The organism is Paraferrimonas haliotis (genome assembly GCF_002282895.1).
Lineage (GTDB): Bacteria > Pseudomonadota > Gammaproteobacteria > Enterobacterales > Shewanellaceae > Paraferrimonas > Paraferrimonas haliotis.
This window is the reverse complement of sequence record NZ_NRRB01000001.1, coordinates 102,352-122,970: the sequence shown is the minus strand read 5'-3', so window position 1 is coordinate 122,970 and position 20,619 is coordinate 102,352. Positions and strand designations below refer to the sequence as shown.

The following is a 20,619-nucleotide window of genomic DNA, read 5'->3' as shown; positions in this document are numbered from 1 at the left end:
AGGGTTAAAAGGGGTTCAGGGGTATAGCTCTAACAATTCCTCTAGCCGCAAAAATTAGGGTGGGAGTGGTAGTGAATGGTATCTCTCCCCTTTGGGTTTTTGATTGCTACCTCCTTAATATAGCCTGCATCCAAGAGCTGCTTAAGTGCCGTATCTCGCCGCTCTGGGCAGCCAAGACCTGCCCACCCTTTATCCTTTAATTGCACCTTTGTAAAAGGGTTAGGCAACTGATCTAGCCTATCAAGTAGCGTTGTTGTTGGCTTTATTTGCGCCTCATGCCGCCAGTAGCTAGTTATTCGGTCGTTGTGAGCCTCTAGGTACTCGCTCCATTTAATAGCCACCTCCAACGAGCGCAGGCTAATAACGTCCGTAAACTGCGCTTGGTTAGCGCCTGCTGCTCCAGCCTGCTCCAGCAAATGAATCACTAGGGATATTTTAGCTATCATTGCAGGATACTTGCCTAACACGGCTCCTTTTGCATCATCTACAGCGTTTAGCCTATTAGATATAGACTGACTTACTTCAGAAAATCTAACCTGCGCTGTTTTGTCAAAACTGCAAATTAAGGGTTTGCCGCCTTTCCCAACTCTTAGCAAGGACACGAAAGCGTTTTCAGCCTGCGTTTTTGCAAAAGGATTGCCTGCCTCGTCAGTGTATTGGGGCGTTTTGGCATCTGGCATTACTGCTAATTGAAGCCTTTCCAATAACCCGTCATCACCTGCACCTGTATCTCTGTCTATTAACACCCCTCTAAGTTTGCTTGGCTGGATACCTCCTAGAACAAACCCGATAGCCGATTCTATTTCCACAGGCTTTCGAGAAACCCTCTCAACCGAATAGCTCCCACCGTTAAACATTTCAAGGTAGAACGCCCGCTCATGCCGTCTGTTTGGCTGTTCCATAGTTTGGATCCATCCGCTCAACTCGTCACGCAAAACCAGCGTTCCCAGCGGATTCTGCTGCATCCTGATTTGAATAGCTTCTACAGTGGAGTCATTGATCATTATCCTGCGTTTTTGGGGCTTTATTATTTTAGCTCTTTCTCCCTCTATCGCTTCAGCTAGCTTAGCGGCTCCGTCGATGTCTCCCTCAGCAATCGCCACAGAATACTGCTCTTCTTTCGCTTGTATTTGCGCCTCAGCAATATCATTACTTACTTTGCGTTCTTTTAGCGCCTCTGAATTATCTTTAGCTAGCACTGATTCACAATGCCTGATCAACTCTACCCCTGCATTTATCGTGGGAGTTTTCTTGCTGCTAGGGCGTCCTACACATGCCCCCCAAAGAATTGGGTATTCAGTCCATGCAGCCCTAGCTTTAGGCTTTACCTTAGCTTGTCCACCTATCACAGCTGCAGCGCAGACTAACAGCGTAACCGCTACAAAGTCGTTGGGCGCTTGGTCTAGGTTGTGAGAAGAATCAACGCAGTATGCTCTCAGGCATTCTGGCAGCAATTTTGTATCGAACTCAGGAACTGGAGGCAGGTTAACTTTTAAAGTTTTAGGCTCATCCCAATTTAAATCATGGGACTGACTAGCCTGCGCTGTGTGTGTGCTTGAAAACTCTCTTTGTTGCTTTTCTTGTGCTGCTCTGACGCTTGGGTGTCGCTCCGCCAGCCTTTGCACTGCCTTTCCAGGGTTGCCGCCATGCTCCCAGTGGGCGTATACGTCTAAAGGATCTTTTGGCATCCCCCCGTTTAGTGGGTCGCTTGTATGGTGTGACACATATTTGCCTTGGCTCGTAATCTCAACGCCTGCTCTCCCGCTGTCACTGTTTGGGTAAAGCCATTTCTCACCCCTTCTTTGGTAACCATAGTCCGCCAGCAAATTCTCCATACTTAACACAGCATTTGCAGCGTCAAACACTGGGTTAGTTTGTGTGTGTACTGTCGGCTCGGCTATCGCTGTCGGCTGGTATAGGGCTGCTATGGTGTGACCATCTAACAAATCTCCTTGATAAGACTTTCCTTCGTAACTTGCCGTTTGTACGGGTTCAAAAATAATTTGCTGCACTCGAGCGCTACACTCGTCAGCCCCAACGCTTTCTAAACGCTCTTGTAACGCTCTTTGAGCTTTTTCCCACTCATCACAAGGCATAGGCTTAGCTAGCGGAATCAATACCCTGTAGCGGTTTCCTTTGCCATCCTGCTGGTGGCTAGCGGTTGTGTGAATGAACATCAAGCATTTGCCTGTAATGCCGTCCACTTGAGCATGCACATCACCAGCACAGGCTAGGGGGCTGTCGTCCAAATCAAGCCAAAGCATGGTCATCTGATTGTGAGCCTTTACCGCTTCTTTCGTTTTACTTTCGCAGGAGTGGGGAGCAATAGCTTTAGCCTGCGCTTTTTGTTCTTGTGTGGGATTCTTTACCGCATCAGCAAGCCACTCAATTGGTGCATGTTTACCTCGTTTCTCTGTGATGCTATTAAATACAGTGCAGCGCCAATTCTGAAAAGTTTCTCTTTTCATGTTATATTCTCCATGGGAAGGCTAGCGGCACTTCTTATCTATACGACCGCTAGCACCGAGATGAAAGCCGCAACCTATTGGTTGCGGTTTTTTATTTGATTAGTTAAATCTTTGATTTCAGCAATAAGCTTGTCAAAAGCTGTATCACCTATATTTTTTCGCAATTTGACTACCGTCTGAACATCTCTGGTGTGCTTTTTGGAAAGGTATTGGCTTTTTACCTCCTGCCTTTGCGCATCTCGGTCATATTTAAAACGTTCAATTTCCTGCGGGGTTATATACCAATTGGAAGGCTGGATTCGTTCACAATAAACAGGCGTAAACCATTTATTTCGTATGTGATCTATCACTTGCGTAGAGTCTTGAGCTGTCAGATAGTAGATTTCATCTTTTGTTAGTCGATAACCAAGTAACATTAGCTCTCTGATTAAATACGCAGCATCGTCCCTTGTTTTTGCGTTAACCCCCAGCTCACGCTTTCCAGAACGAAAACCGATTAACTGAATGACTGCTTTATTTAATGTGTTCATTCCCCGCCCTCCTGTTCAGAAGCGCCATTAACCCAGTTGTTATATGTTGATTCTGACCAGCCCAAAGTTTTCCCTCTGAGCATTATAGGTTTGGGGAAGTCACCATTTTTTACCCAATCCCATAAAGTCTTGCGGTTTTTTTGAACGAGTTGGCACACGTCAGTTATTGAAAGTATCTTTTGTGGTTTCATTGTCGCTCCTGTTTATTTAGATTTCAGGAACCACTATGACAGACGAGTTTTGCAAAATAGGCTATCGTGCAAAACTAATTTGAGAAAACTTAGTTACGGTTTATTTGTTTTGCCCAGCGCCTAACCGTACTCGAACTTGGTTTGACTTCATCCCTTAAGTCGGGCTGTTGTTCCCATTCATTTAGAACGCTATCGATTGCAGCACTCAAAGAGTAAGGTGATGATGTATTTTTTGTTCTTTCTACCTTATGAAGCGCTAACTTAGCCGCTATTGTTTGATAATCCACCAATGGTTGCTTTTTTCTTCTCTCCTGTGCTTTTCTTGCATCATCTTCATTTCTATAAGCATTTAGTTCGTTAGCCACCTCTTGCAACTTCTCAGATAAATGTTCGTACCCTAAATGCCAGAGTAACTCGCTAGCATTAAGAACAGTGTCTTCAGGCTGCATACTAGCGCTATCTAGCTTCGTGGATACTGCAATAGACTTAACAAGCTTTGGGGCGTCTTTAGGGTGCACTTGTACGACATCTAATAAATTAGAGTTTGTACCTCTAAATGCCTCTGCACTTCTCTTTAATTGCTCTCTTCGAATTTTTTTATCATCACTCAGCACCGTTAGCGCTCCTTAATACAAAAACATTGTCACTAGCACCGCTCAATAATCGTTCCCATCGTCTATAAACTCTGCGCTTTTGCTCTAGCCGTGGTGCTTTATCGTAATGCGCAGCAACTCCACCTATCGAGTGCCCCAAGAGCATTTCAATAATAAAAGTATCCTCCTCAGCTTCATTTAAAAAAGTGCTAAAGCTCCTTCTAATATCATGCCAATTCCATTTGGAGTGACCTAGCCTTTTATTTAAACTTGACGCATACGTGCTAACAGCCTCTGGTCGCTTCAGTTCCCCAAGTAAGTACCTTGGATTATCAGCTAGTAGGAATTTAATTAACGGGATAATTTCGCAAGGTATTGGTCGAGTAATGACTTTATTATTTTTACTGTGAGATCTAGGAACCGTCCAAACCTTAGCCTCTAAATCCCATTCCTTAGACTCTGAGAGCCTCACTTCCTGAGTCCTAGCCCCCGTGTAAATTAATAGAACGGCTAGCCATTGATAGTAAGACGACAATTTATAGTCCTTTGCCCAAGCAAGAATGTCCCTAAGTTCAACTAGCGATAAAACTCTATCTTTCGGGGTCTGGCTTTTAGCAACGTCACTAATATTTAATTCATCTAAAGCATTGCTGTACGCATATTTTCTATTCTTACAATACTTTAGGGCTTGCTTGGACGCTTGAAAGGCATAGCCTGCACCAACTGGGGACTTCTCCGCATATTCTTCGAAAACAACAATCCAATGCCTAGTTTCGCATTGTTCGACTGGCAAGTTACCTATCTTTGGATATATATAAGCTTTAAATTGTTGTTGAGTCTTTGCCCAATTTTTCCTTTTGGTTTTGGCGTACTTATCTATCCAGTATTCAAGAGCGCATTCAACCGTAACTGGGGTTAGTTTTTGCTCCGAAACTAGCTTAATTTGGGTAACTGGATTATGCCCTTCTTCAAGCCATTTCTTACATACTTCCGCTTTCTTCCTCGCAACTTTTAGAGAGAGCAGCGGGTAAGTCCCTAGTTTAAGTTGCTGTCCTTTTCCGTGAAATCTAAATCTAAAATAGAATGAAAGCTTTCCTTTTGGAGACCAGTAAATGGTTAATCCATCTCTATCACTGAGCTTTTTCGCACAAGTCCCAGCATGAGTTTTTCCCAGTAAAGATTTTAGCTTTGTATCAGATAAAGACATTTTTTACCCACAAATTTACCCACAAATCATTCCAGAAAGAATAAGACAAAACGTAACAAAGGTAAACAAAGATACCTAAAAGTCATTGATTTAAATGCACTAAACAATTCCGCTGTACAAATTTGAGGTTTTATGGGGACGTATATTAGTAAATACGGCATGAACTAAGCAGTTAGCTGCAGTTCATCAAAAAGCGGGATGCCAGCAATGGCATCCCGCTTTTTGCTTTTGGGGACGTACCCCGCTTATCCACAGGGGTACGTCCCTTTTATCTGGGGCAGCGCTGTTCTCCACACAAATGCATCGAGCAAGCACACATCGCTTTTCACAAGCTTGGGCAATACTAAAGTCATCGGGTAACGAGATGGTTACCCATCAAATCTCCCTTGCTAATGTGATTAGATACTTTTAGGCCTCACCTGTTGAGGCCATTTTTTTGCCTTTTAACCAATACCAATTCATCTAATTTTGGTCCTTTCCTTGTTTAATCGACTACAGTGTATTCTTGATAACCATTAAGCAGCGGAATTGAATCAAAAGGTACTCTAAAATGAATAAGACCAAAGTTGCTTGGCTAATATTAATTATCATGACCAGTGTTATCGGTACTTCTGCTTCCTATCTATCGTTTTGGGAAGTCGCTATTTTGCCAATTATTCTCGCAACCATTTCGGCAGCTTCATACCTTTATCTAAGCAAGTAAGTTAACGACTAATAGACCACAAATTTTTTAATAAACCACACATCGCTTTTCACAAGCTTGGGCGATACTAAAGTCATCGGGTAACGAGTTGGTTACCCACCAAATCTCCCTTGCTAATGTGATTAGATATTTTTAGGCCTCACTTGTTGAGGCCATTTTTTTGCCTGCAGAAAACGCGCGATGACAGCTTGGAGTTATCCACAGGGGTACGTCCCCACGCTTTTGGCGAAGGGCTTTGGGGTACGTCCCCATTGGGTTACTGGTGTTGGAGCTGGGAGCTGTTGAACTCGCTTTTTAGGAGGCGATAAGCGAGGGTTACTAGGGTGCCGCTGCAATATAAGATAGTGGACCACGACATCACGCCAACGGCGTTAATCAAGTTCAAGCCGTTGCAAAGTAATAAGCTTTCTCTTAAGCGCTTTCCTCGGGTTACGAAAACCGCCCAGCTTGAAATCATTGAAGCGACAATGGCGAACCACTCATACCAATATTGCGCAAGTGCCAAGCCTTGCAACAGCGCGCCGCCAACAAACAGCCAAACCCAAGGTTTTCGCCTTGATTTTAAGCTTATTGCAAAGCGTAGGCCGCTTAATAGCATTATGGTTGCCAGCACCATAGAGTCCAGCAATGCAAAATGCAGGGAAGCAATCAATGCGGAGGCCAAATTGAAGCTAATAAAGCCCAGATCATCGCGACGGCTAACGGCATACCAACCGATCCCCATCGAAATAAATCCCAGTGCTTGCGCTAGCCAATCTATCGTCGCCACAGTGTTGATACTCGCTCAAATTAAGAGCGAGCATTTTGAACAAAACTTCCAGTAAATACTGTGGCAAACATCGCTACAACGCGCTTTTAGTTACTTTCTTAGAGAGCTCTCACACTATCGCACCATCCATTTTTGTAAATTTCACACAAAAATGCGTAAGCGTTACAGCCAAGTTACACCGAGAAACTGTTGGTTAACTTTTGAGCACAAAAAAAGTCAGCACCTAGATCTAAGTGCTGACTTTCTTCAACGGATGTCGCTAATCAGTATCTTACTTTTGCTTAATCCCTTTCATCCAAGCGGCGTAATCCAGCATGTTACCCGGCAAAATCACCTTATTGTTGTCGCCTTGAATGCCTTTAATTTGCTTCAAATAGCGGCTGCCTAACTGCATTTCTAGCGATTGCTTACCGCCCGGCGCATTAATGGCCTCAGCCAACTTATTGATGGATTCAGCCGTCGCTGCGGCAATTGAGAGAATCTCCTGAGCTTTACCTTCTGCCTCATTAATGCGTTTTTGCATTTCACCTTCAGAGACATTAATCATTTCTGATTTTATCCCTTCTGAACGATTAATTTGGCTTTGCTTCTCACCTTCGCTCTTGGCCAGCAAGGCTCGTTTTTCTCGCTCCGCATTCACCTGCATTTCCATGGCATTTTTGACCGTCTCCGGCGGACTGATGTTCTTAATCTCATAGCGGTGAACTTTAATCCCCCAAATGTGGCCGGCTTTGTCCAATACATCCACCACTTTGGCACTGATCAAATCCCGCTCTTCGAAAGTTCTATCCAGCTCTAAGGTACCAATAACCGAACGCGTGGTGGTTTGAGCCAACTGCATGGCGGCGTAGCGATAATCTGTGATGCCATAGCTCGCTTTCACAGGATCCATAACCGAAATGTAGATCACCCCATCAACTTCCACGTTTACTTCATCTTTCGAGAAGCACTCTTGTGGCGGAACATCGATGGTTTCCTCTTTAAGATCATGCACGTATGCAACTTTATCGATGAACGGAATGAGGGCGTGAAAGCCCGCTTCCAAAGTGCCATGGTATTTGCCGAGACGCTCAACGACATAGGCTGATTTGGTAGGCACCAAGCGAATAGAACGAATCAGCTGAACCATAAAGATGAGGAACAAAATGCCCCATATCGCCATGGCCAGCATATTTAAATCTACTGGTGCGTTCATGCCTTACCTCCTTTTAAGCTATCGCCCACTTGGTTGATGCCTTCGAACATGCCCTGAATCCTGGCCAAGTCATTGGGGACCACCGACACTTCGGTGTTTTGAAGTACCTCGCCCATTTGGTCGATAAACTCTTCTTGCAGTTGCATTTGCATGGCGTCATCACCGCCGGGTTTAGCAATGGCGGCGCTCACAAGGTTCATACCTTGCGCCTTCGCATCTGCAATAATCTCAATTTCTTTGGCGGTACCTAAGGCTTCATTAATACGCTTTTGCTTCTCGCCTTCTGAGATATTAATAGCGTATTGCCGCTCACCTTCGGAAAGGTTAATCATGGCCTCTTTGTGTGCCCGCGCCGTAGTAATTTCGGCACGTTTAGAACGCTCAGCTTCCATTTGCTTTTCAAGGGTATGAATCACATGGCGGCTTGGGGTAATGTTTTTGATCTCATAACGAAGCACCTTAATGCCCCAAGGGTCCGATGCAATATCAATTTCGCGAACTATCGATTCATTCAACGCTTCCCGCTCAGAAAACGTCTGGCTCAACGACAGCTTACCAATTTCAGAGCGCATGGTTGTTTGCGCCAAATTAATAGAAGCCAAACGATAATCTTCGATACCGTAACTGGCCTTATGACCGTCGATAACTTTTATGTAAACCAAGCCATCCACTTCAATTTGAATGTTGTCCTTTGAGATACAACTTTGAGGTGGGACATCGAGCACTTCTTCACGGGTGTCATGACGATAAGCCACTCGATCAAAAAACGGAATTAGGATATGAAATCCCGGCTGCAACACCGCACGAAACTTACCTAAACGCTCAATCACGTTCACTTCGCGCATGGGTACAACAAGCATCAACTTCCACAAAATAAACAGCAGAAGCAAGATGATTAAGGTAAATCCGAACATAACGACTCCCTCTTATTCGGTAATGTTGGTATAGATAGTTGCTCAGGCGGTTTTCGGCTCCACAAGTAAGCCAATATTCTCGCGACAAACCACCACCACTTCTTCGCCGACCGCTATCTCTCGGCCATCAGAAACCGCGGTCCAAGTGGTTCCTTGAAAGCGCACTCGACCTTGACTTTGACCAGGGCCTATGGGCTCTATAACATCGGCAGTTTGCCCATGAAGGCTAAACTCTTCATCGGTATTTTGGTGGCTTATGTCACCACCGAAGTGCTTTTGAACCAGTTGTCGAAGTGACAGTGTTAGAACAATCGACAGAATGAACCAAACGGTAACCGCGATTACCCAACTGCTAATTAGGCCAAGACCTATGAGGCCGCCGACGAGCAGCGCCGATAACCCAAGGAAGAAGATAACGCCACCGGGAATAATCAACTCCGCGAGCATCATAAGAATGCCAACGACTACCCACACAACTGCAGGATTAGACCACATAGACAAACCTCACTTAGTTATTCTTAACCTGGGTATAACTGTGAACCGATTGACATAATATGTCAAATATTACGGTAAACTAAATTACTCAATTAATTTAAATCAATAAGTTAGCTGCCGCTACCACGGTTGAAATGGCGCGATCTTCCGCTAATGCAATGGTGGCTTGATCCGGAATTTCACCACCGGCACGATTAATTAATACCCCTGCCACGCAGGCTGCCTTTAAGCCCAAGGCGTTACACTGAGTAAACAAAGTGGCGGATTCCATCTCATAGTTTAGTACGCCCAGTTGCTGCCATTGCTTCATGCTACCCTGCAGCGAGTCGACCACATAACCCGAGTGGGTGTCGTAGCGTTCTTGCCCCGGATAAAAGGTATCGCTCGAAGCGGTAATGCCTACGTGGTAAGTAAGTTGCTGTTGTTGCGCCGCATTAACCATGGCTTGAGTGGCAAAGAAATCCGCGCTCGCCGGATAGCTTAGCGGGGCAAAGTGCAAGCTAGCGCCATCCAGTCGAACGGAAGCTTGGGTTATGATGAGATCGCCAACATTGACTTGCGGTTGAATGGCGCCTGTGGTGCCCACTCGCAAAAAGGTGGTTATGCCCATTTGCGCCAACTCTTCCACTGCTATAGACGTCGACGGGCCACCGATTCCGGTTGAGCATACAACCAGTGGCTTGCCATTTAGCTCGCCCCGATACAAACAGAATTCGCGCTGACTGGCTAAAAAAACCGGGTTATCAAGACTTGCAGCAATTTTTTCTACCCGCTCTGGAGCGCCGGGCAAAATGGCCAATTGCGCACCGTTTAATTGGTCGGCACTAACGCCTAAATGGAATGCTTTTGTCATTAATCTGTCCTTAAAATGAGTGAACCGGCCGTTAGCGCTTTAACAACATGTCCACATGAGGAATACCGTCTTCAAGGTATTCGGGTGAATCGACTTCAAAACCAAAGGCGCCATACAAAGCTTTAAGGTGGGCTTGAGCGCCGATTTTAATGTCTTGGTGGGGCCATTGGGTTTGGCATAGCTCGATGCCTTGCAGAATTAAGTTTTTCCCAAGCTCTAATCCACGCATGCTGGGATCCACAACAATGCGGCCAATGCTTACTTGGGGGTAGGAAACGCCATGAGGCAAGGCTCGCAGGTAGGCGTGTAACTGACCGTCATCGCCAAAGCCCAATAAATGAACCACACCCACTTGAGTGTCTTTACCGTCGAGATCGTTGTATACGCAGTCCTGCTCCACAACAAAAACACGACTGCGCAATTGCATGACTTGATACAATTGCGCCACCGATAGCTCATCAAAGCTCAACGCTAACCACTGCATGGATTTCTCCCTAATTTGAAGTGGTTAGCTTGGAATCATTTTGCCGATATTGCAAGAGTTTGTTAATGGCCACACGCGCCATAAGTATGGCCAATATCACAGATGTAGAAATCGTTAACCACATCGGCAACAGTCGATGCTCATGACCCACTTGTGGCTGCACTTGAATACCCAATTGTGAGACGGCAAAGTTAGTCAATAAGCCAAATAAAATGGCGCAGCCTAAGACACCACCGAGGTAACCGAACAGGGCGCGCTTGCCAAGCTCTTTGGTTATCACTCCAAGTGTTGCAATATTGGTGGCCGGACCCGCCAGCATGAACACCAACACCGCCCCTGGACTTACGCCTGCAAGCAATAAACCCGCGGCAATTGGCGTTGAGGCCGTTGCGCAAATGTACATAGGTACCGATACCAGCACCATCACCAGCATGGCCAACAAGCCGTTACCCCATTTGGCTAAAAAGTCTGCCGGCACATAAGTGGTGACCAAAGCTGCGAAGAACAAGCCCACCAGCAACCACATGCTGGTATCGCGCACTAAATCGGTTGCCGCGAATTTCAGGCCTTCGGTCAGCTTAGCTAACAGCGAAGCTTGCGGCTTTACGGCTACATCTTGCTTACTCGAACAGCAACCACTAGCTTTTGCCACGGGCTCCGATTTACTCGAACAGCAGCCACTAGCTTTTGTCACCGGCTCTGATTTGCTCGAACAGCAGCCGCTTGCTTTTACCACCGGCTCCGATTTGCTCGAACAGCAACCGCTCGCCGCAGGCTTGGCTGCTGCAGTTTCTGTTGCCGCATCGTCATCCCGTCCAACCAACAGGCCCGCTACAATCGCGCTGGTGATAGCGGCGATGGGCCGCACGATGGCCAAAAAAGGCCCCAACAACACCACAGAAACCGAAACCGAATCGACCCCAGTTTCCGGCGTCGCCACCATAAAAGCTGTGGTTGCGCTTTTAGAAGCACCCGCTCGGCGCAAACCAACAGCAGCGGGAATCACACCGCAGGAACACAGTGGCAATGGCGCACCTAATAATGCCGCTTTGAAGGTGGGTTTAAAGCCATTGCCGCCCAATTGCTTTTGCATCCATGCCATGGGCACAAACACTTTAATGATTCCGGCAAGCACCAAACCAAGTAACAGCCAGGGCGCTGAGTCTAAGAATAAGTCGATGAAATTATTCAGTAGCATTTTGAGACTCCAAGGCTTCTAAAATGGAGCAGTATTCGGCGCTATCAGGCCCGCCACAGCAAGCATCCGATAAACTTTTTAGTGAGCTTCGAAAACGATTAAGCTCCGCCAGTTTGGCTTCGATTTGCGACAGTTTAGTGTCGACCATGTTCTTGACATCGGCACAGGCCCAATTGGATTTATCCAGCTCAATGGACAATAGATCTTGGATGTCCGCTAAACTAAAGCCAACCGCTTTTGCCCGCATAATAAAGCTTAAGCGCTGAATATCGTCGCTGTTATATAACCGATAGCCCGACTGGCTTCTGCCAGAAGCTCCGACAAGGCCATTTTTTTCGTAAAACCTTAACGTATCGGCCTTTACATTGAACTGCTTCGCAACCTCACCAATTTTCATTAATGTCATGCGTACGCTTCCTAACCAATAAACAATGGTTGCAGTATAAACCTTAGACTTAAATCAAAGGTCAACACTTTAATCATCATTGAACGAGAAATGTTAGCTGGATCTAATATTAAGCCCTATCTAGGTCAAAAACGCTCGATGTTATTGGCCGCCATCCAAGCCTTTGGAATTGCTAAAATACAAACATGTTGTAAGTGTTTTGTCGGAAGACGGTACGAGTCATTTACAAAAAAGTTAATGAACAGCAAAAAAGGGGAAAAATCCGACAATTATCACACTTTTTAGTGTTAGAATAGCCGCGCGAAAAAATACTAACCCTTCAAGCTAGGAATAAAGATTGATGGACACCCCACGCCCTATTCGCCGCGCGCTGCTTAGCGTTTCAGATAAAACCGGAATTGTAGAATTTGCCCAAGCGCTTGCCGCTCACGGCGTCGATCTACTTTCTACTGGCGGCACCGCTAAACTGTTAGCCGAAAACGGCCTAACTGTGACCGAAGTATCCAACTATACAGGTCACCCGGAAATAATGGACGGTCGGGTTAAAACCCTGCACCCAAAGGTTCACGGAGGCATTCTGGCTCGCCGTGGTACCGACGAAGCCGTACTTGAGCAAAATAACATCGACACCATCGACCTGGTTGTGGTGAACCTATACCCCTTTGCCGATACCGTCGCTAAGCCCGGTTGCACGCTTGAAGATGCCATTGAAAACATCGACATCGGTGGCCCAACCATGGTCAGAGCGGCGGCCAAAAATCACAAAGACGTTACCATAGTGGTTAACGCCAACGATTACCCTCGAGTGTTAGCCGAGTTACAAGAAAATAACGGCTCAACTCGCCACCAAACTCGATTCGATTTGGCCATTGCCGCGTTTGAGCATACCGCCCAGTACGATGGCATGATCGCCAACCATTTTGGCACGCAGGTGCCAAGCCACCATCAAGGCGAGAGCGACTCCAAATTCCCGCGCACATTCAATACTCAGCTCACCAAAAAACAAGACTTGCGTTACGGTGAGAATAGCCATCAGCAAGCGGCGTTTTACGTCGATAACAGTGTAGATGAGGCCTCAGTTGCCAGTGCCACTCAAATTCAAGGAAAGGCGCTGTCTTATAACAACATCGCCGATACCGACGCAGCCCTAGAGTGTGTGAAAGAATTTGAGCAACCTGCCTGTGTTATCGTCAAACACGCCAACCCATGTGGTGTTGCGATTGGCAGCGACATTCTTAACGCTTATGAGCGGGCGTTTAAAACCGACCCAACCTCAGCGTTTGGCGGCATTATTGCGTTCAACCGTGAGCTGGATGCCGCGACTGCAAGCGCCATTGTTGAACGTCAGTTTGTTGAAGTCATCATTGCCCCTAAGGTTTCCGATGACGCCAAGCAAGTGGTTTCAGCTAAAGCCAATGTACGCTTATTAGAGTGTGGCCAGTGGCATAACCAAACCCAAGGACTTGACTACAAGCGAGTAAACGGCGGCCTGCTAGTGCAAGATCGCGACCAAGGCATGGTAGAAGCTTCGCAACTGACCGTGGTATCAAAGCGCCAGCCAACTGAAGCACAATTGAAAGACTTACTGTTTTGCTGGAAAGTGGCGAAATTCGTAAAATCCAATGCCATTGTCTATGCCAACGATGGTATGACCATTGGCGTTGGTGCCGGTCAAATGAGCCGAGTGTACTCAGCCAAAATCGCCGGAATCAAAGCCGCTGATGAAGGCTTAGAAGTCGCAGGCTCGGTCATGGCCTCCGACGCTTTCTTCCCGTTTCGCGATGGTATTGATGCCGCAGCCGCTGCCGGAATTACCTGCGTGATTCAGCCAGGCGGCTCAATTCGCGACGAAGAAATTATCGCCGCTGCCGATGAGCACGATATGGCGATGGTCTTTACCGGAATGCGTCATTTCCGTCACTAATTGCACAAGGACTCGATATGAAAGTATTAGTAATCGGCGGCGGTGGCCGCGAGCATGCGCTAGCTTGGAAAGCGGCACAAAACCCTAAGGTCGACACGGTATTTGTGGCCCCTGGCAATGCCGGTACCGCAACCGAGCCTAAATTAGAAAACGTAAACATCGACGTTTGCGATATAGACCAACTGCAAGATTTCGCGCAAGAAAATGGGGTAGAGCTGACCATTGTTGGCCCAGAAGCCCCGTTAGTAGAAGGCGTTGTCGACGCCTTTATGGAAGTGGGTCAAACCATTTTTGGGCCTTCGCAAGCCGCGGCGCAATTAGAAGGCTCCAAAGCCTTCTCTAAAGACTTTTTGGCTCGACACAAGATTCCAACCGCGGCCTACGGTAACTTTACCGAGATTGAAGCGGCTAAGGATTATGTTCGTCAACAAGGTTGCCCAATTGTCATTAAAGCCGATGGCTTAGCCGCTGGCAAAGGGGTCATCATCGCCGAAAATGAAGCTCAAGCATTCGCCGCCATCGACGACATGCTGGCGGACAATAAGTTTGGTGACGCCGGTAGCCGTGTCGTTATCGAAGAATTCTTAGTGGGCGAAGAAGCCTCTTTCATCGTGATGGTGGACGGCAAAAACATATTGCCAATGGCCACCAGTCAGGACCATAAAGCCCGTGATAATGCCGACCAAGGCCCTAACACCGGCGGCATGGGCGCCTACTCGCCAGCACCGGTTGTAACGCCTGACGTGCATGACTGGGTAATGGATAAAGTGATTCGCCCAACCGTTGATGGCATGGCTGCAGAGGGTAACACCTATACCGGTTTCCTGTATGCCGGACTTATGGTAGCAAAAGACGGTACTGCCAAGGTATTGGAGTTTAATTGTCGCTTTGGCGACCCTGAAACCCAGCCTATCATGATGCGCTTAAAGTCGGATCTGGTTGAGCTTTGCATGGCGGCTTGCGTTGGCAAACTCGATACCGTTACTGCAGATTACGATCCTCGTGCAGCGGTTGGCGTGGTATTGGCTGCCGGCGGTTACCCAGAAAGTTACAACAAAGGTGACGTAATAGACGGCTTGCAAGGAGCTGACTCTGATTCCGCTAAAGTGTTCCATGCCGGTACCTCAATCAACAATGGGCAAGTTGTGACCAACGGAGGCCGTGTTTTATGTGCCACGGCGTTAGGTGATAGCGTGGCGCAAGCACAGGCCGATGCCTATAAGTTGGTTGACAAAATCCACTGGGACGACGTCTACTTTAGAACCGACATTGGTTACCGAGCCATTGCTCGAGAGCAAGGCAAATAGCCTTGCCAAAGCCCTATCTAAAAAGCAGCGCAAGCTGCTTTTTTTAGGCCTGTATGAAAAAATCGGGTTTGAATTAAGCCCACTTTTTACGCAGTATTAACATCAAACCTAACCCGCCATGAGCCCACAAAAGAACATGACCTTAACTCGCTATGCAATTCAAGCCGGTGATATCAGTGCCACCATTTTAAATTTCGGGGGCATCATCCAATCATTTGAATATAACGGACATCCATTGACCTTAAGCTACCCGAACCTAAATGACTACCTAGACGATCCCTTTTATATTGGTGCCATAGCTGGGCGTTACGCTAATCGGATTGAGCGCGGATTTACAAGCGATTCTGGCTGGCATGCTTTAGCGTGCAATGAAAATGACAATTGCCTGCACGGTGGTTTTGAAGGACTCAATAAACAACATTGGCATTGCATTGAGCACACTTCCAACAGCGTAACCCTATCTTGCACCTTAGCCGATGGCCATCAAGGCTTTCCTGGGGAATTGGCGGTAACGGTTCGCTATGAGATTAAGGAAAATGCGAGCTTAACCATAGACATTAGCGCCACTACGACCAAAACCACGCCGGTGAGCATTACCCAACACAGCTACTTTAATCTTGGAGAGGATCAGCAAATCACCCTCGAGGGTGATGCTGTGCTGGTTAACAACCAAAATAATCTACCCAATGGCGAGCGGGTGAGCATTGCACAAGCTCTCGCGTGGCCGCACGATATCGACAACCACATCATTACCAACAAGCATAGCGGATTGTGGAAAATGGCAACGATTCAATCAAAAGCTCAGCAGTTGAGTTTGCAAGTATGGAGCGATAAGCCCGGCTATCAATATTATCAGGGGCGATATTTAGCCGAACCTTTCAAGCCTTATCAAGGGCTGTGTATTGAGCCACAGCACGTGCCTAATGGGCCCAATCAAAGCCAATTCAACACTGGACTTCTGCAGCCAAATCAAAAATACCGGCATCGCATTGAATACCGCTTAAGCAAACACTCGCTGCAAAGATAGCTAGTTAGGGTTGATGAGAATTTTGCCCCAATCCAGTCTTGGCTCGCCAATCACCACAAAATCCGGGTTCTCAAACCCTTCTCGCTGATTATAGCTAAGGGGCTGTAGCCGGGTTGACAAAATGGCGCCCCCTGCTTCTTCGATTATGCATTGAGTGGCGCCAGTGTCCCATTCGCCAGTGGGACCTATGCGAACGTAACAATCGGCTCCCCCCTCGGCCACGAGGCAACTTTTAAGGGCTGCACTTCCTAGAGGTTGCATTGGGTAGTTTAGGTCTGGCGTTAATTGAGCCAGTAGCTTTTCCGTTTTCTGGCGACGACTGATGGCTAAGCGCAGTTCGCTCAACTGCTGAGGGTCAATGGACTTGGTGCTGATAGCAACCTCAGTCCCTTGTTGGGTTCGTTTATAGGCGCCTTGCCCCTTAATTGCGTAGTAGCAGTCATGGGTCATGGGTGAATACACCACCCCAACGTGGGGCTGATTGTGTTCAATTAACGCAATAATGACCGCGAAGTCTCCACTTCCGGCAATGAACTCCTGAGTGCCATCGAGTGGATCCACTAACCAGTAACGACTCCAGTGTTTGCGTAAAGACAAGGGCGTATTAGCGTCTTCTTCTGACAAGATGGGAATATCGGGCGTAAGCTTAGCAAGCGCCGCAATAATGTATTCGTGAGCCGCCAGATCGGCACTGGTGACTGGGGTTTCATCGGATTTGGTGAGCTGCTGGTAGTGGCCGTTTTCATAGATATCTCGAATTAATTGCCCAGCGTATTTGGCAATGTCGATAACGTCATCAATGAGGGCTTTAGGCTGCATAAATACTCCCGCCTGTTAACTAAGTCCTAAGTGTTGCTGAGCTAGAAACAGAGCAGCAACCGAACGCGATTCGGTAAAATCTTTTCTGGCCAATAATTGCTGCCAATCATCGCAGGGTACTTGCTGCACCACAATGGGCTCCGGCTCATCGCCCTCTAACCAATTTTCATGCAAATCTTGAGCTAAGAAGATGTGCATCTTACTGGCGAAATAACCGGGAGCCAATGCCAGTGATTTTAATTCCACTAAGCGATTGGCAGCAAAACCTAGCTCTTCTTGCAGCTCTCGATTGGCCGCTTGCTCTGGCGTTTCACCCGGATCGATTAAGCCTTTGGGAAATCCCCATTCATAGCTGTCGGTTCCGGCGCAATATTCCTGTGCAAGGAGCAAATGGCCATCATTAGAAACCGGTACTATCATGACCGCGCCACTTTGATTACCACGCATTCTCTCGTACAGCCGCTCTTGGCCATTAGAAAAGCGCAGGTGCACCTGCTCTATTTTAAACAGGCGACTTTCCGCCACCAGTTCTGCTTTTAAAATTTCAGGCTTATCGCGCTGTTCGGCCATGGCCTTCTCTCTTTATTATCGTCGCCTTAACCCTACTTTATATCAGCTAACGCCGCCTTGAATAGCATTATGAAAATTTTTTAAACCTAAAACCCAGTGAAAATGTTGTGATCTCGTCGAAAAAATAAGCATTGCAACCACCTTTATCACTGCAAATACCCTTTATATTAGTGGAACCTGCTTTATAGTATGCCCTCGACAACGTTTGAGAGGTATTATGTCGCAGCTGCAACGATTAAAAATTCAGCCTAAATTCCCCCCAATTTCTCGCAAGCAACTGGCAGCAGGGGCAAGTGTGTTAATGATGGCTGCAGTACTCATGATCAGCCAAAATTCAGCGTATACGCCTCAGCAGCGTATCGATATTGCTTTGGATGTGAATGGCCCCATTGGACGTCTCGCTGCCGATACTTGGGAGCCGGCGCCTATCAATACGCCACAGTGGCAAACCATCATCAAAGAGGGCGATAACTTAAGCGCCCTATTTCAGCAAGCTGGATTATCGACTCATGACTTACTTAACGTACTGGACGCTGATCTTTCGGTTTTAGCGCTAGATACTCTGCGACCCGGTCATGAGCTTAAACTTTGGAAAACCGACGATGGCCACTTGGCTAAACTGGAACTGGTGTTTAATGCGGCTCATCAAGTGATATTTGAGCGAGCTAGCAGTGGTGAGTTTAGTTACCGCGAAGTCAAACGAGAAGGTAATTGGCAACCACAAATCATTTCCGGCGAAATAAGCAATTCCTTCTATAATGCCGCAAGAGCAAGCGGTTTATCCGCCAGTGACGCGGTATTCATTGGCACATTATTTCGAGATAAAATCGACTTCACCCGCAGCATTCGTAAAGGCGATACCTTTCAAGTTTTAAGAAAAAATCAATACATTGATGGCGCTGCCACTGGTGAGCACAAAATTATGGCGGTCAGGTTTCAACGAGGCAATACCCGATTTGAAGTGTTCCGCAACAACGACGGTCACTTTTATGACGAAAATGCCAATGGCTTAAGCCAAGGTTTTTTAGAGCGGCCTTATCGTGGCAAGTTTCGCATCAGCTCCCGATTCGACCCCAAACGCAAGCACCCGGTGACTGGCCTTATTCGACCTCATAATGGTGTGGACTTTGCTACCCCAGTAGGAACGCCGGTGTTAGCCCCAGCTGATGGTGTGGTGCGCACCGTTACCAACCACAGATTTGCCGGTCGTTACGTGGTGATTCAACATGGCGACAGATACCGCACCCGTTTTCTTCATTTATCCAGAGCGTTAGTATCGCCGGGTCAAACCGTGCGTCAAGGTCAGGTGATTGCGCGTTCCGGCGCTACAGGACGCATAACAGGGCCGCATCTGCACTACGAATTACACGTTAATGGTCGTCCTGTGGATCCGCTTAAAGTGCATTTGCCCCGCTCCGAAAAACTGGCGAAGTCGCAACAGCCGCAGTACTTTAAATTGGTTAAGCAACGACAACTCATGTTGGACTTAAGCTAACAAAAACGCCCGCTAAACAGCGGGCGTTTTTGTTATAAAGTTCGATTAGAACTTGAACGAAGCACCTAGGTTGATGCGTTGGTCGTTAGCGAAACGAATTTCGTCTTTTTTACCAGTGTGGCGCAAGTATTGGTAGCCTAACTCCATTTCGAAGTTCTTACCTAGGTCAAATTTGAAACCGGTTTGCGCACCGTAAGCTAAGTTGTTAACGGCGTCGTCAGTGTTCTTCTTAGAAGAAGCCAACTCAGGACCTACGCGCTCAGAGATGCGAGTAACACCGGCAGTCGCACCAACGAACCAGTTAATGGTGTTTGCTTGGTTCAAGCCAACAAGGTAATCGGCAGACACTAATAGGCTGCGAGATTTAATGTGATCGCCTTTTTTGCCATCTTGCTCACCACGGTAAGTAATGTAAGTACGCACTTGGTCTTGGTCGCCAAAGTATTTACCAGCCTTGATGCCAAACTCAGCGCGGCGGTCGTCTTTAGTTGCGCCTTTTTTAAGAGCGTCGGTGCTCACACCGGCTTCGGCACCAATGAACCATTGGTTATTGTCAGCGGCCATGGCTGGTGCAGCTAATACAGATACGGCTAGTAGGGCTAAGATTTGCTTTTTCATGAGTAAACTCCGTTTGTTAAGTTTTCAAAGTTAAAGTAAGTCAGTCGTTAGTGACTGGTTCGTTTCAAGTTGATGGCAAGTTTACGGAGAAAAATAAAAACTCAAATTTCACGGTGATAAATTTTAATTATAACGATAAGAGCAGTCAAAAATAGCTTTAGGAACTATTGTTTGGTATTGGATATTTTACATCAATAAAATACAATAAGTTAAAGGTGTGTCGTGGTTAAATTTAAGTATATAAACGGAAGGTGACCGCGAATATTTAGATAGAAAATTAATCGTAAAATAATTATTTTTTATTATAGATGGGCATTTTTTAAGCCGTTACTTATGTGTTAACCGCTCTTTTGGGCATAAAAAAGCCAGCAAATAAGCTGGCGATTTATGGCACGTCAATGGTTGGCGCTAAGCATCCAAAGATAAGGTGCGTCGTTTATTGCGGTACTTAACTTGAACGACTTTGTTTTTTGCGCTGCGACATTGGTTGCGTCCCAGTGGCGCTGGCTCCTCTTCTACCACTGCATTAAATTGCATTGGCATCTTGTGCCCTGGTTTCGCAACCTTGTTAAACTGATGGTCCTGCCATTGGCTATTATGAGGTTTACTTTTATGAGCCTGAGATTTAGCCTGCGCTGACTTAACTTTGGCCTTGGACGCTGCTGCGGTCTGCTTAGGCGCTTGCTCGGCAACAAGTTCAGGTTTTGAATCGCTGGTGTCGAACATTTCCGGCTTCACCGGTTCAAAGGTTTCGAGCTGCTGCTCTTCAATGTCGACTTCTACAGGGGCAAAAGTAAAAACGAAGCGTTCGCTGTTTGTTCTCATAATAAATTCCATTGACGTTGTGCTATGG

21 protein-coding genes are annotated in these 20,619 nt (G+C 46.8%); 4 read left to right on the top strand and 17 right to left on the bottom strand.

All coding sequences use genetic code 11. The annotated features are described in order from the left end of the window. Positions 1–41: 41 nt before the first annotated feature. The 13 genes from CLC91_RS00545 to zntR form a co-directional block, all read right to left on the bottom strand. On the bottom strand, positions 42–2,468 hold the full coding sequence (locus tag CLC91_RS00545; RefSeq protein WP_095499802.1) for a DUF3987 domain-containing protein: 2,427 nt from the start codon (positions 2,466–2,468) through the stop codon (positions 42–44). 74 nt (positions 2,469–2,542) lie between these two features. Continuing rightward, entirely contained in the window at positions 2,543–2,998 is a 456-nt protein-coding gene (locus CLC91_RS00540) for a hypothetical protein (RefSeq protein ID WP_095499801.1), read from the bottom strand. Then, entirely contained in the window at positions 2,995–3,189 is a 195-nt protein-coding gene (locus CLC91_RS00535; RefSeq protein WP_095499800.1) for a helix-turn-helix transcriptional regulator, read from the bottom strand. Before CLC91_RS00535 ends, CLC91_RS00540 begins: the two co-directional genes overlap by 4 nt. An 89-nt stretch (positions 3,190–3,278) precedes the next feature. Then, positions 3,279–3,803: a hypothetical protein gene (locus CLC91_RS00530; RefSeq protein WP_095499799.1), complete on the bottom strand. Its 525-nt coding sequence runs from the start codon at positions 3,801–3,803 to the stop codon at positions 3,279–3,281. After that, complete coding sequence (locus CLC91_RS00525; RefSeq protein WP_095499798.1) at positions 3,793–4,989, bottom strand: tyrosine-type recombinase/integrase; 1,197 nt, start codon at positions 4,987–4,989, stop codon at positions 3,793–3,795. The genes CLC91_RS00530 and CLC91_RS00525 overlap by 11 nt, the downstream gene beginning before the upstream one ends. Positions 4,990–5,948: 959 nt before the next feature. Beyond that, positions 5,949–6,461: a YgjV family protein gene (locus tag CLC91_RS00520; RefSeq protein WP_143811995.1), complete on the bottom strand. Its 513-nt coding sequence runs from the start codon at positions 6,459–6,461 to the stop codon at positions 5,949–5,951. A gap of 271 nt (positions 6,462–6,732) precedes the next feature. Beyond that, entirely contained in the window at positions 6,733–7,656 is a 924-nt protein-coding gene (locus tag CLC91_RS00515; protein WP_095499796.1) for an SPFH domain-containing protein, read from the bottom strand. After that, a complete protein-coding gene (locus CLC91_RS00510; protein ID WP_095497004.1) occupies positions 7,653–8,570 on the bottom strand; it encodes an SPFH domain-containing protein in 918 nt (305 codons plus the stop codon). The genes CLC91_RS00515 and CLC91_RS00510 overlap by 4 nt, the downstream gene beginning before the upstream one ends. A gap of 42 nt (positions 8,571–8,612) precedes the next feature. Further along, complete coding sequence (locus CLC91_RS00505) at positions 8,613–9,065, bottom strand: NfeD family protein (RefSeq protein WP_095497003.1); 453 nt, start codon at positions 9,063–9,065, stop codon at positions 8,613–8,615. Positions 9,066–9,162: 97 nt separating this feature from the next. Further along, positions 9,163–9,918, bottom strand: coding sequence for a uridine phosphorylase (udp, locus tag CLC91_RS00500; RefSeq protein ID WP_095497002.1), 756 nt, complete (start codon positions 9,916–9,918; stop codon positions 9,163–9,165). 31 nt (positions 9,919–9,949) lie between these two features. Then, the gene (locus CLC91_RS00495; RefSeq protein ID WP_095499795.1) at positions 9,950–10,402 is read right to left on the bottom strand and encodes a GNAT family N-acetyltransferase; all 453 of its coding nucleotides are present in this window, start codon (positions 10,400–10,402) and stop codon (positions 9,950–9,952) included. Between the two features lie 10 nt (positions 10,403–10,412). Then, positions 10,413–11,600: an SO_0444 family Cu/Zn efflux transporter gene (locus CLC91_RS00490; protein WP_095499794.1), complete on the bottom strand. Its 1,188-nt coding sequence runs from the start codon at positions 11,598–11,600 to the stop codon at positions 10,413–10,415. Continuing rightward, positions 11,587–12,006, bottom strand: a complete 420-nt coding sequence (gene zntR / locus CLC91_RS00485) for a Zn(2+)-responsive transcriptional regulator (RefSeq protein WP_095496999.1) — start codon at positions 12,004–12,006, stop codon at positions 11,587–11,589. Before zntR ends, CLC91_RS00490 begins: the two co-directional genes overlap by 14 nt. Positions 12,007–12,346: 340 nt before the next feature. On the opposite strand from zntR, the gene purH reads away from it, so the two are divergent. From purH to CLC91_RS00470, 3 genes are all read left to right on the top strand, one after another. Next, positions 12,347–13,930: a bifunctional phosphoribosylaminoimidazolecarboxamide formyltransferase/IMP cyclohydrolase gene (purH, locus tag CLC91_RS00480; RefSeq protein ID WP_095496998.1), complete on the top strand. Its 1,584-nt coding sequence runs from the start codon at positions 12,347–12,349 to the stop codon at positions 13,928–13,930. A gap of 17 nt (positions 13,931–13,947) precedes the next feature. Then, the gene (gene purD, locus CLC91_RS00475; RefSeq protein WP_095499793.1) at positions 13,948–15,237 is read left to right on the top strand and encodes a phosphoribosylamine--glycine ligase; all 1,290 of its coding nucleotides are present in this window, start codon (positions 13,948–13,950) and stop codon (positions 15,235–15,237) included. Between the two features lie 118 nt (positions 15,238–15,355). After that, positions 15,356–16,264 carry an aldose epimerase family protein gene (locus CLC91_RS00470; protein WP_095499792.1) on the top strand — a complete coding sequence of 303 codons (909 nt, stop codon included), beginning with the start codon at positions 15,356–15,358 and terminating at the stop codon, positions 16,262–16,264. On the opposite strand, the gene cysQ is transcribed toward CLC91_RS00470, so the two are convergent. Both cysQ and nudE read right to left on the bottom strand, forming a co-directional pair. After that, positions 16,265–17,083, bottom strand: a complete 819-nt coding sequence (cysQ, locus tag CLC91_RS00465; protein ID WP_095499791.1) for a 3'(2'),5'-bisphosphate nucleotidase CysQ — start codon at positions 17,081–17,083, stop codon at positions 16,265–16,267. A gap of 15 nt (positions 17,084–17,098) precedes the next feature. Next, a complete protein-coding gene (gene nudE, locus CLC91_RS00460) occupies positions 17,099–17,653 on the bottom strand; it encodes an ADP compounds hydrolase NudE (RefSeq protein WP_095499790.1) in 555 nt (184 codons plus the stop codon). A gap of 217 nt (positions 17,654–17,870) precedes the next feature. Here nudE and CLC91_RS00455 point away from each other — a divergent pair, with 217 nt between their 5' ends. Then, positions 17,871–19,148: a peptidoglycan DD-metalloendopeptidase family protein gene (locus CLC91_RS00455; RefSeq protein ID WP_095496993.1), complete on the top strand. Its 1,278-nt coding sequence runs from the start codon at positions 17,871–17,873 to the stop codon at positions 19,146–19,148. Positions 19,149–19,193: 45 nt separating this feature from the next. Here the strand turns inward: CLC91_RS00455 and CLC91_RS00450 are convergent, their stop codons facing one another. Continuing rightward, complete coding sequence (locus CLC91_RS00450; protein ID WP_095499789.1) at positions 19,194–19,766, bottom strand: outer membrane beta-barrel protein; 573 nt, start codon at positions 19,764–19,766, stop codon at positions 19,194–19,196. A gap of 408 nt (positions 19,767–20,174) precedes the next feature. Continuing rightward, positions 20,175–20,591 carry a hypothetical protein gene (locus CLC91_RS00445; RefSeq protein ID WP_095499788.1) on the bottom strand — a complete coding sequence of 139 codons (417 nt, stop codon included), beginning with the start codon at positions 20,589–20,591 and terminating at the stop codon, positions 20,175–20,177. Between the last annotated feature and the right edge of the window lie 28 nt (positions 20,592–20,619).

Coding starts and splice junctions, on each gene's coding strand:
- CLC91_RS00515 (WP_095499796.1), bottom strand. CDS start 7,656: ATGAACGCACCAGTAGATTTAAATATGCTGGCCATGGCGATATGGGGC.
- CLC91_RS00535 (WP_095499800.1), bottom strand. CDS start 3,189: ATGAAACCACAAAAGATACTTTCAATAACTGACGTGTGCCAACTCGTT.
- CLC91_RS00525 (WP_095499798.1), bottom strand. CDS start 4,989: ATGTCTTTATCTGATACAAAGCTAAAATCTTTACTGGGAAAAACTCAT.
- CLC91_RS00545 (WP_095499802.1), bottom strand. CDS start 2,468: ATGAAAAGAGAAACTTTTCAGAATTGGCGCTGCACTGTATTTAATAGC.
- CLC91_RS00450 (WP_095499789.1), bottom strand. CDS start 19,766: ATGAAAAAGCAAATCTTAGCCCTACTAGCCGTATCTGTATTAGCTGCA.
- CLC91_RS00505 (WP_095497003.1), bottom strand. CDS start 9,065: ATGTGGTCTAATCCTGCAGTTGTGTGGGTAGTCGTTGGCATTCTTATG.
- CLC91_RS00445 (WP_095499788.1), bottom strand. CDS start 20,591: ATGAGAACAAACAGCGAACGCTTCGTTTTTACTTTTGCCCCTGTAGAA.
- CLC91_RS00495 (WP_095499795.1), bottom strand. CDS start 10,402: ATGCAGTGGTTAGCGTTGAGCTTTGATGAGCTATCGGTGGCGCAATTG.
- CLC91_RS00455 (WP_095496993.1), top strand. CDS start 17,871: ATGTCGCAGCTGCAACGATTAAAAATTCAGCCTAAATTCCCCCCAATT.
- nudE (WP_095499790.1), bottom strand. CDS start 17,653: ATGGCCGAACAGCGCGATAAGCCTGAAATTTTAAAAGCAGAACTGGTG.
- purD (WP_095499793.1), top strand. CDS start 13,948: ATGAAAGTATTAGTAATCGGCGGCGGTGGCCGCGAGCATGCGCTAGCT.
- purH (WP_095496998.1), top strand. CDS start 12,347: ATGGACACCCCACGCCCTATTCGCCGCGCGCTGCTTAGCGTTTCAGAT.
- CLC91_RS00510 (WP_095497004.1), bottom strand. CDS start 8,570: ATGTTCGGATTTACCTTAATCATCTTGCTTCTGCTGTTTATTTTGTGG.
- zntR (WP_095496999.1), bottom strand. CDS start 12,006: ATGACATTAATGAAAATTGGTGAGGTTGCGAAGCAGTTCAATGTAAAG.
- CLC91_RS00540 (WP_095499801.1), bottom strand. CDS start 2,998: ATGAACACATTAAATAAAGCAGTCATTCAGTTAATCGGTTTTCGTTCT.
- udp (WP_095497002.1), bottom strand. CDS start 9,918: ATGACAAAAGCATTCCATTTAGGCGTTAGTGCCGACCAATTAAACGGT.
- CLC91_RS00490 (WP_095499794.1), bottom strand. CDS start 11,600: ATGCTACTGAATAATTTCATCGACTTATTCTTAGACTCAGCGCCCTGG.
- CLC91_RS00470 (WP_095499792.1), top strand. CDS start 15,356: ATGAGCCCACAAAAGAACATGACCTTAACTCGCTATGCAATTCAAGCC.
- cysQ (WP_095499791.1), bottom strand. CDS start 17,083: ATGCAGCCTAAAGCCCTCATTGATGACGTTATCGACATTGCCAAATAC.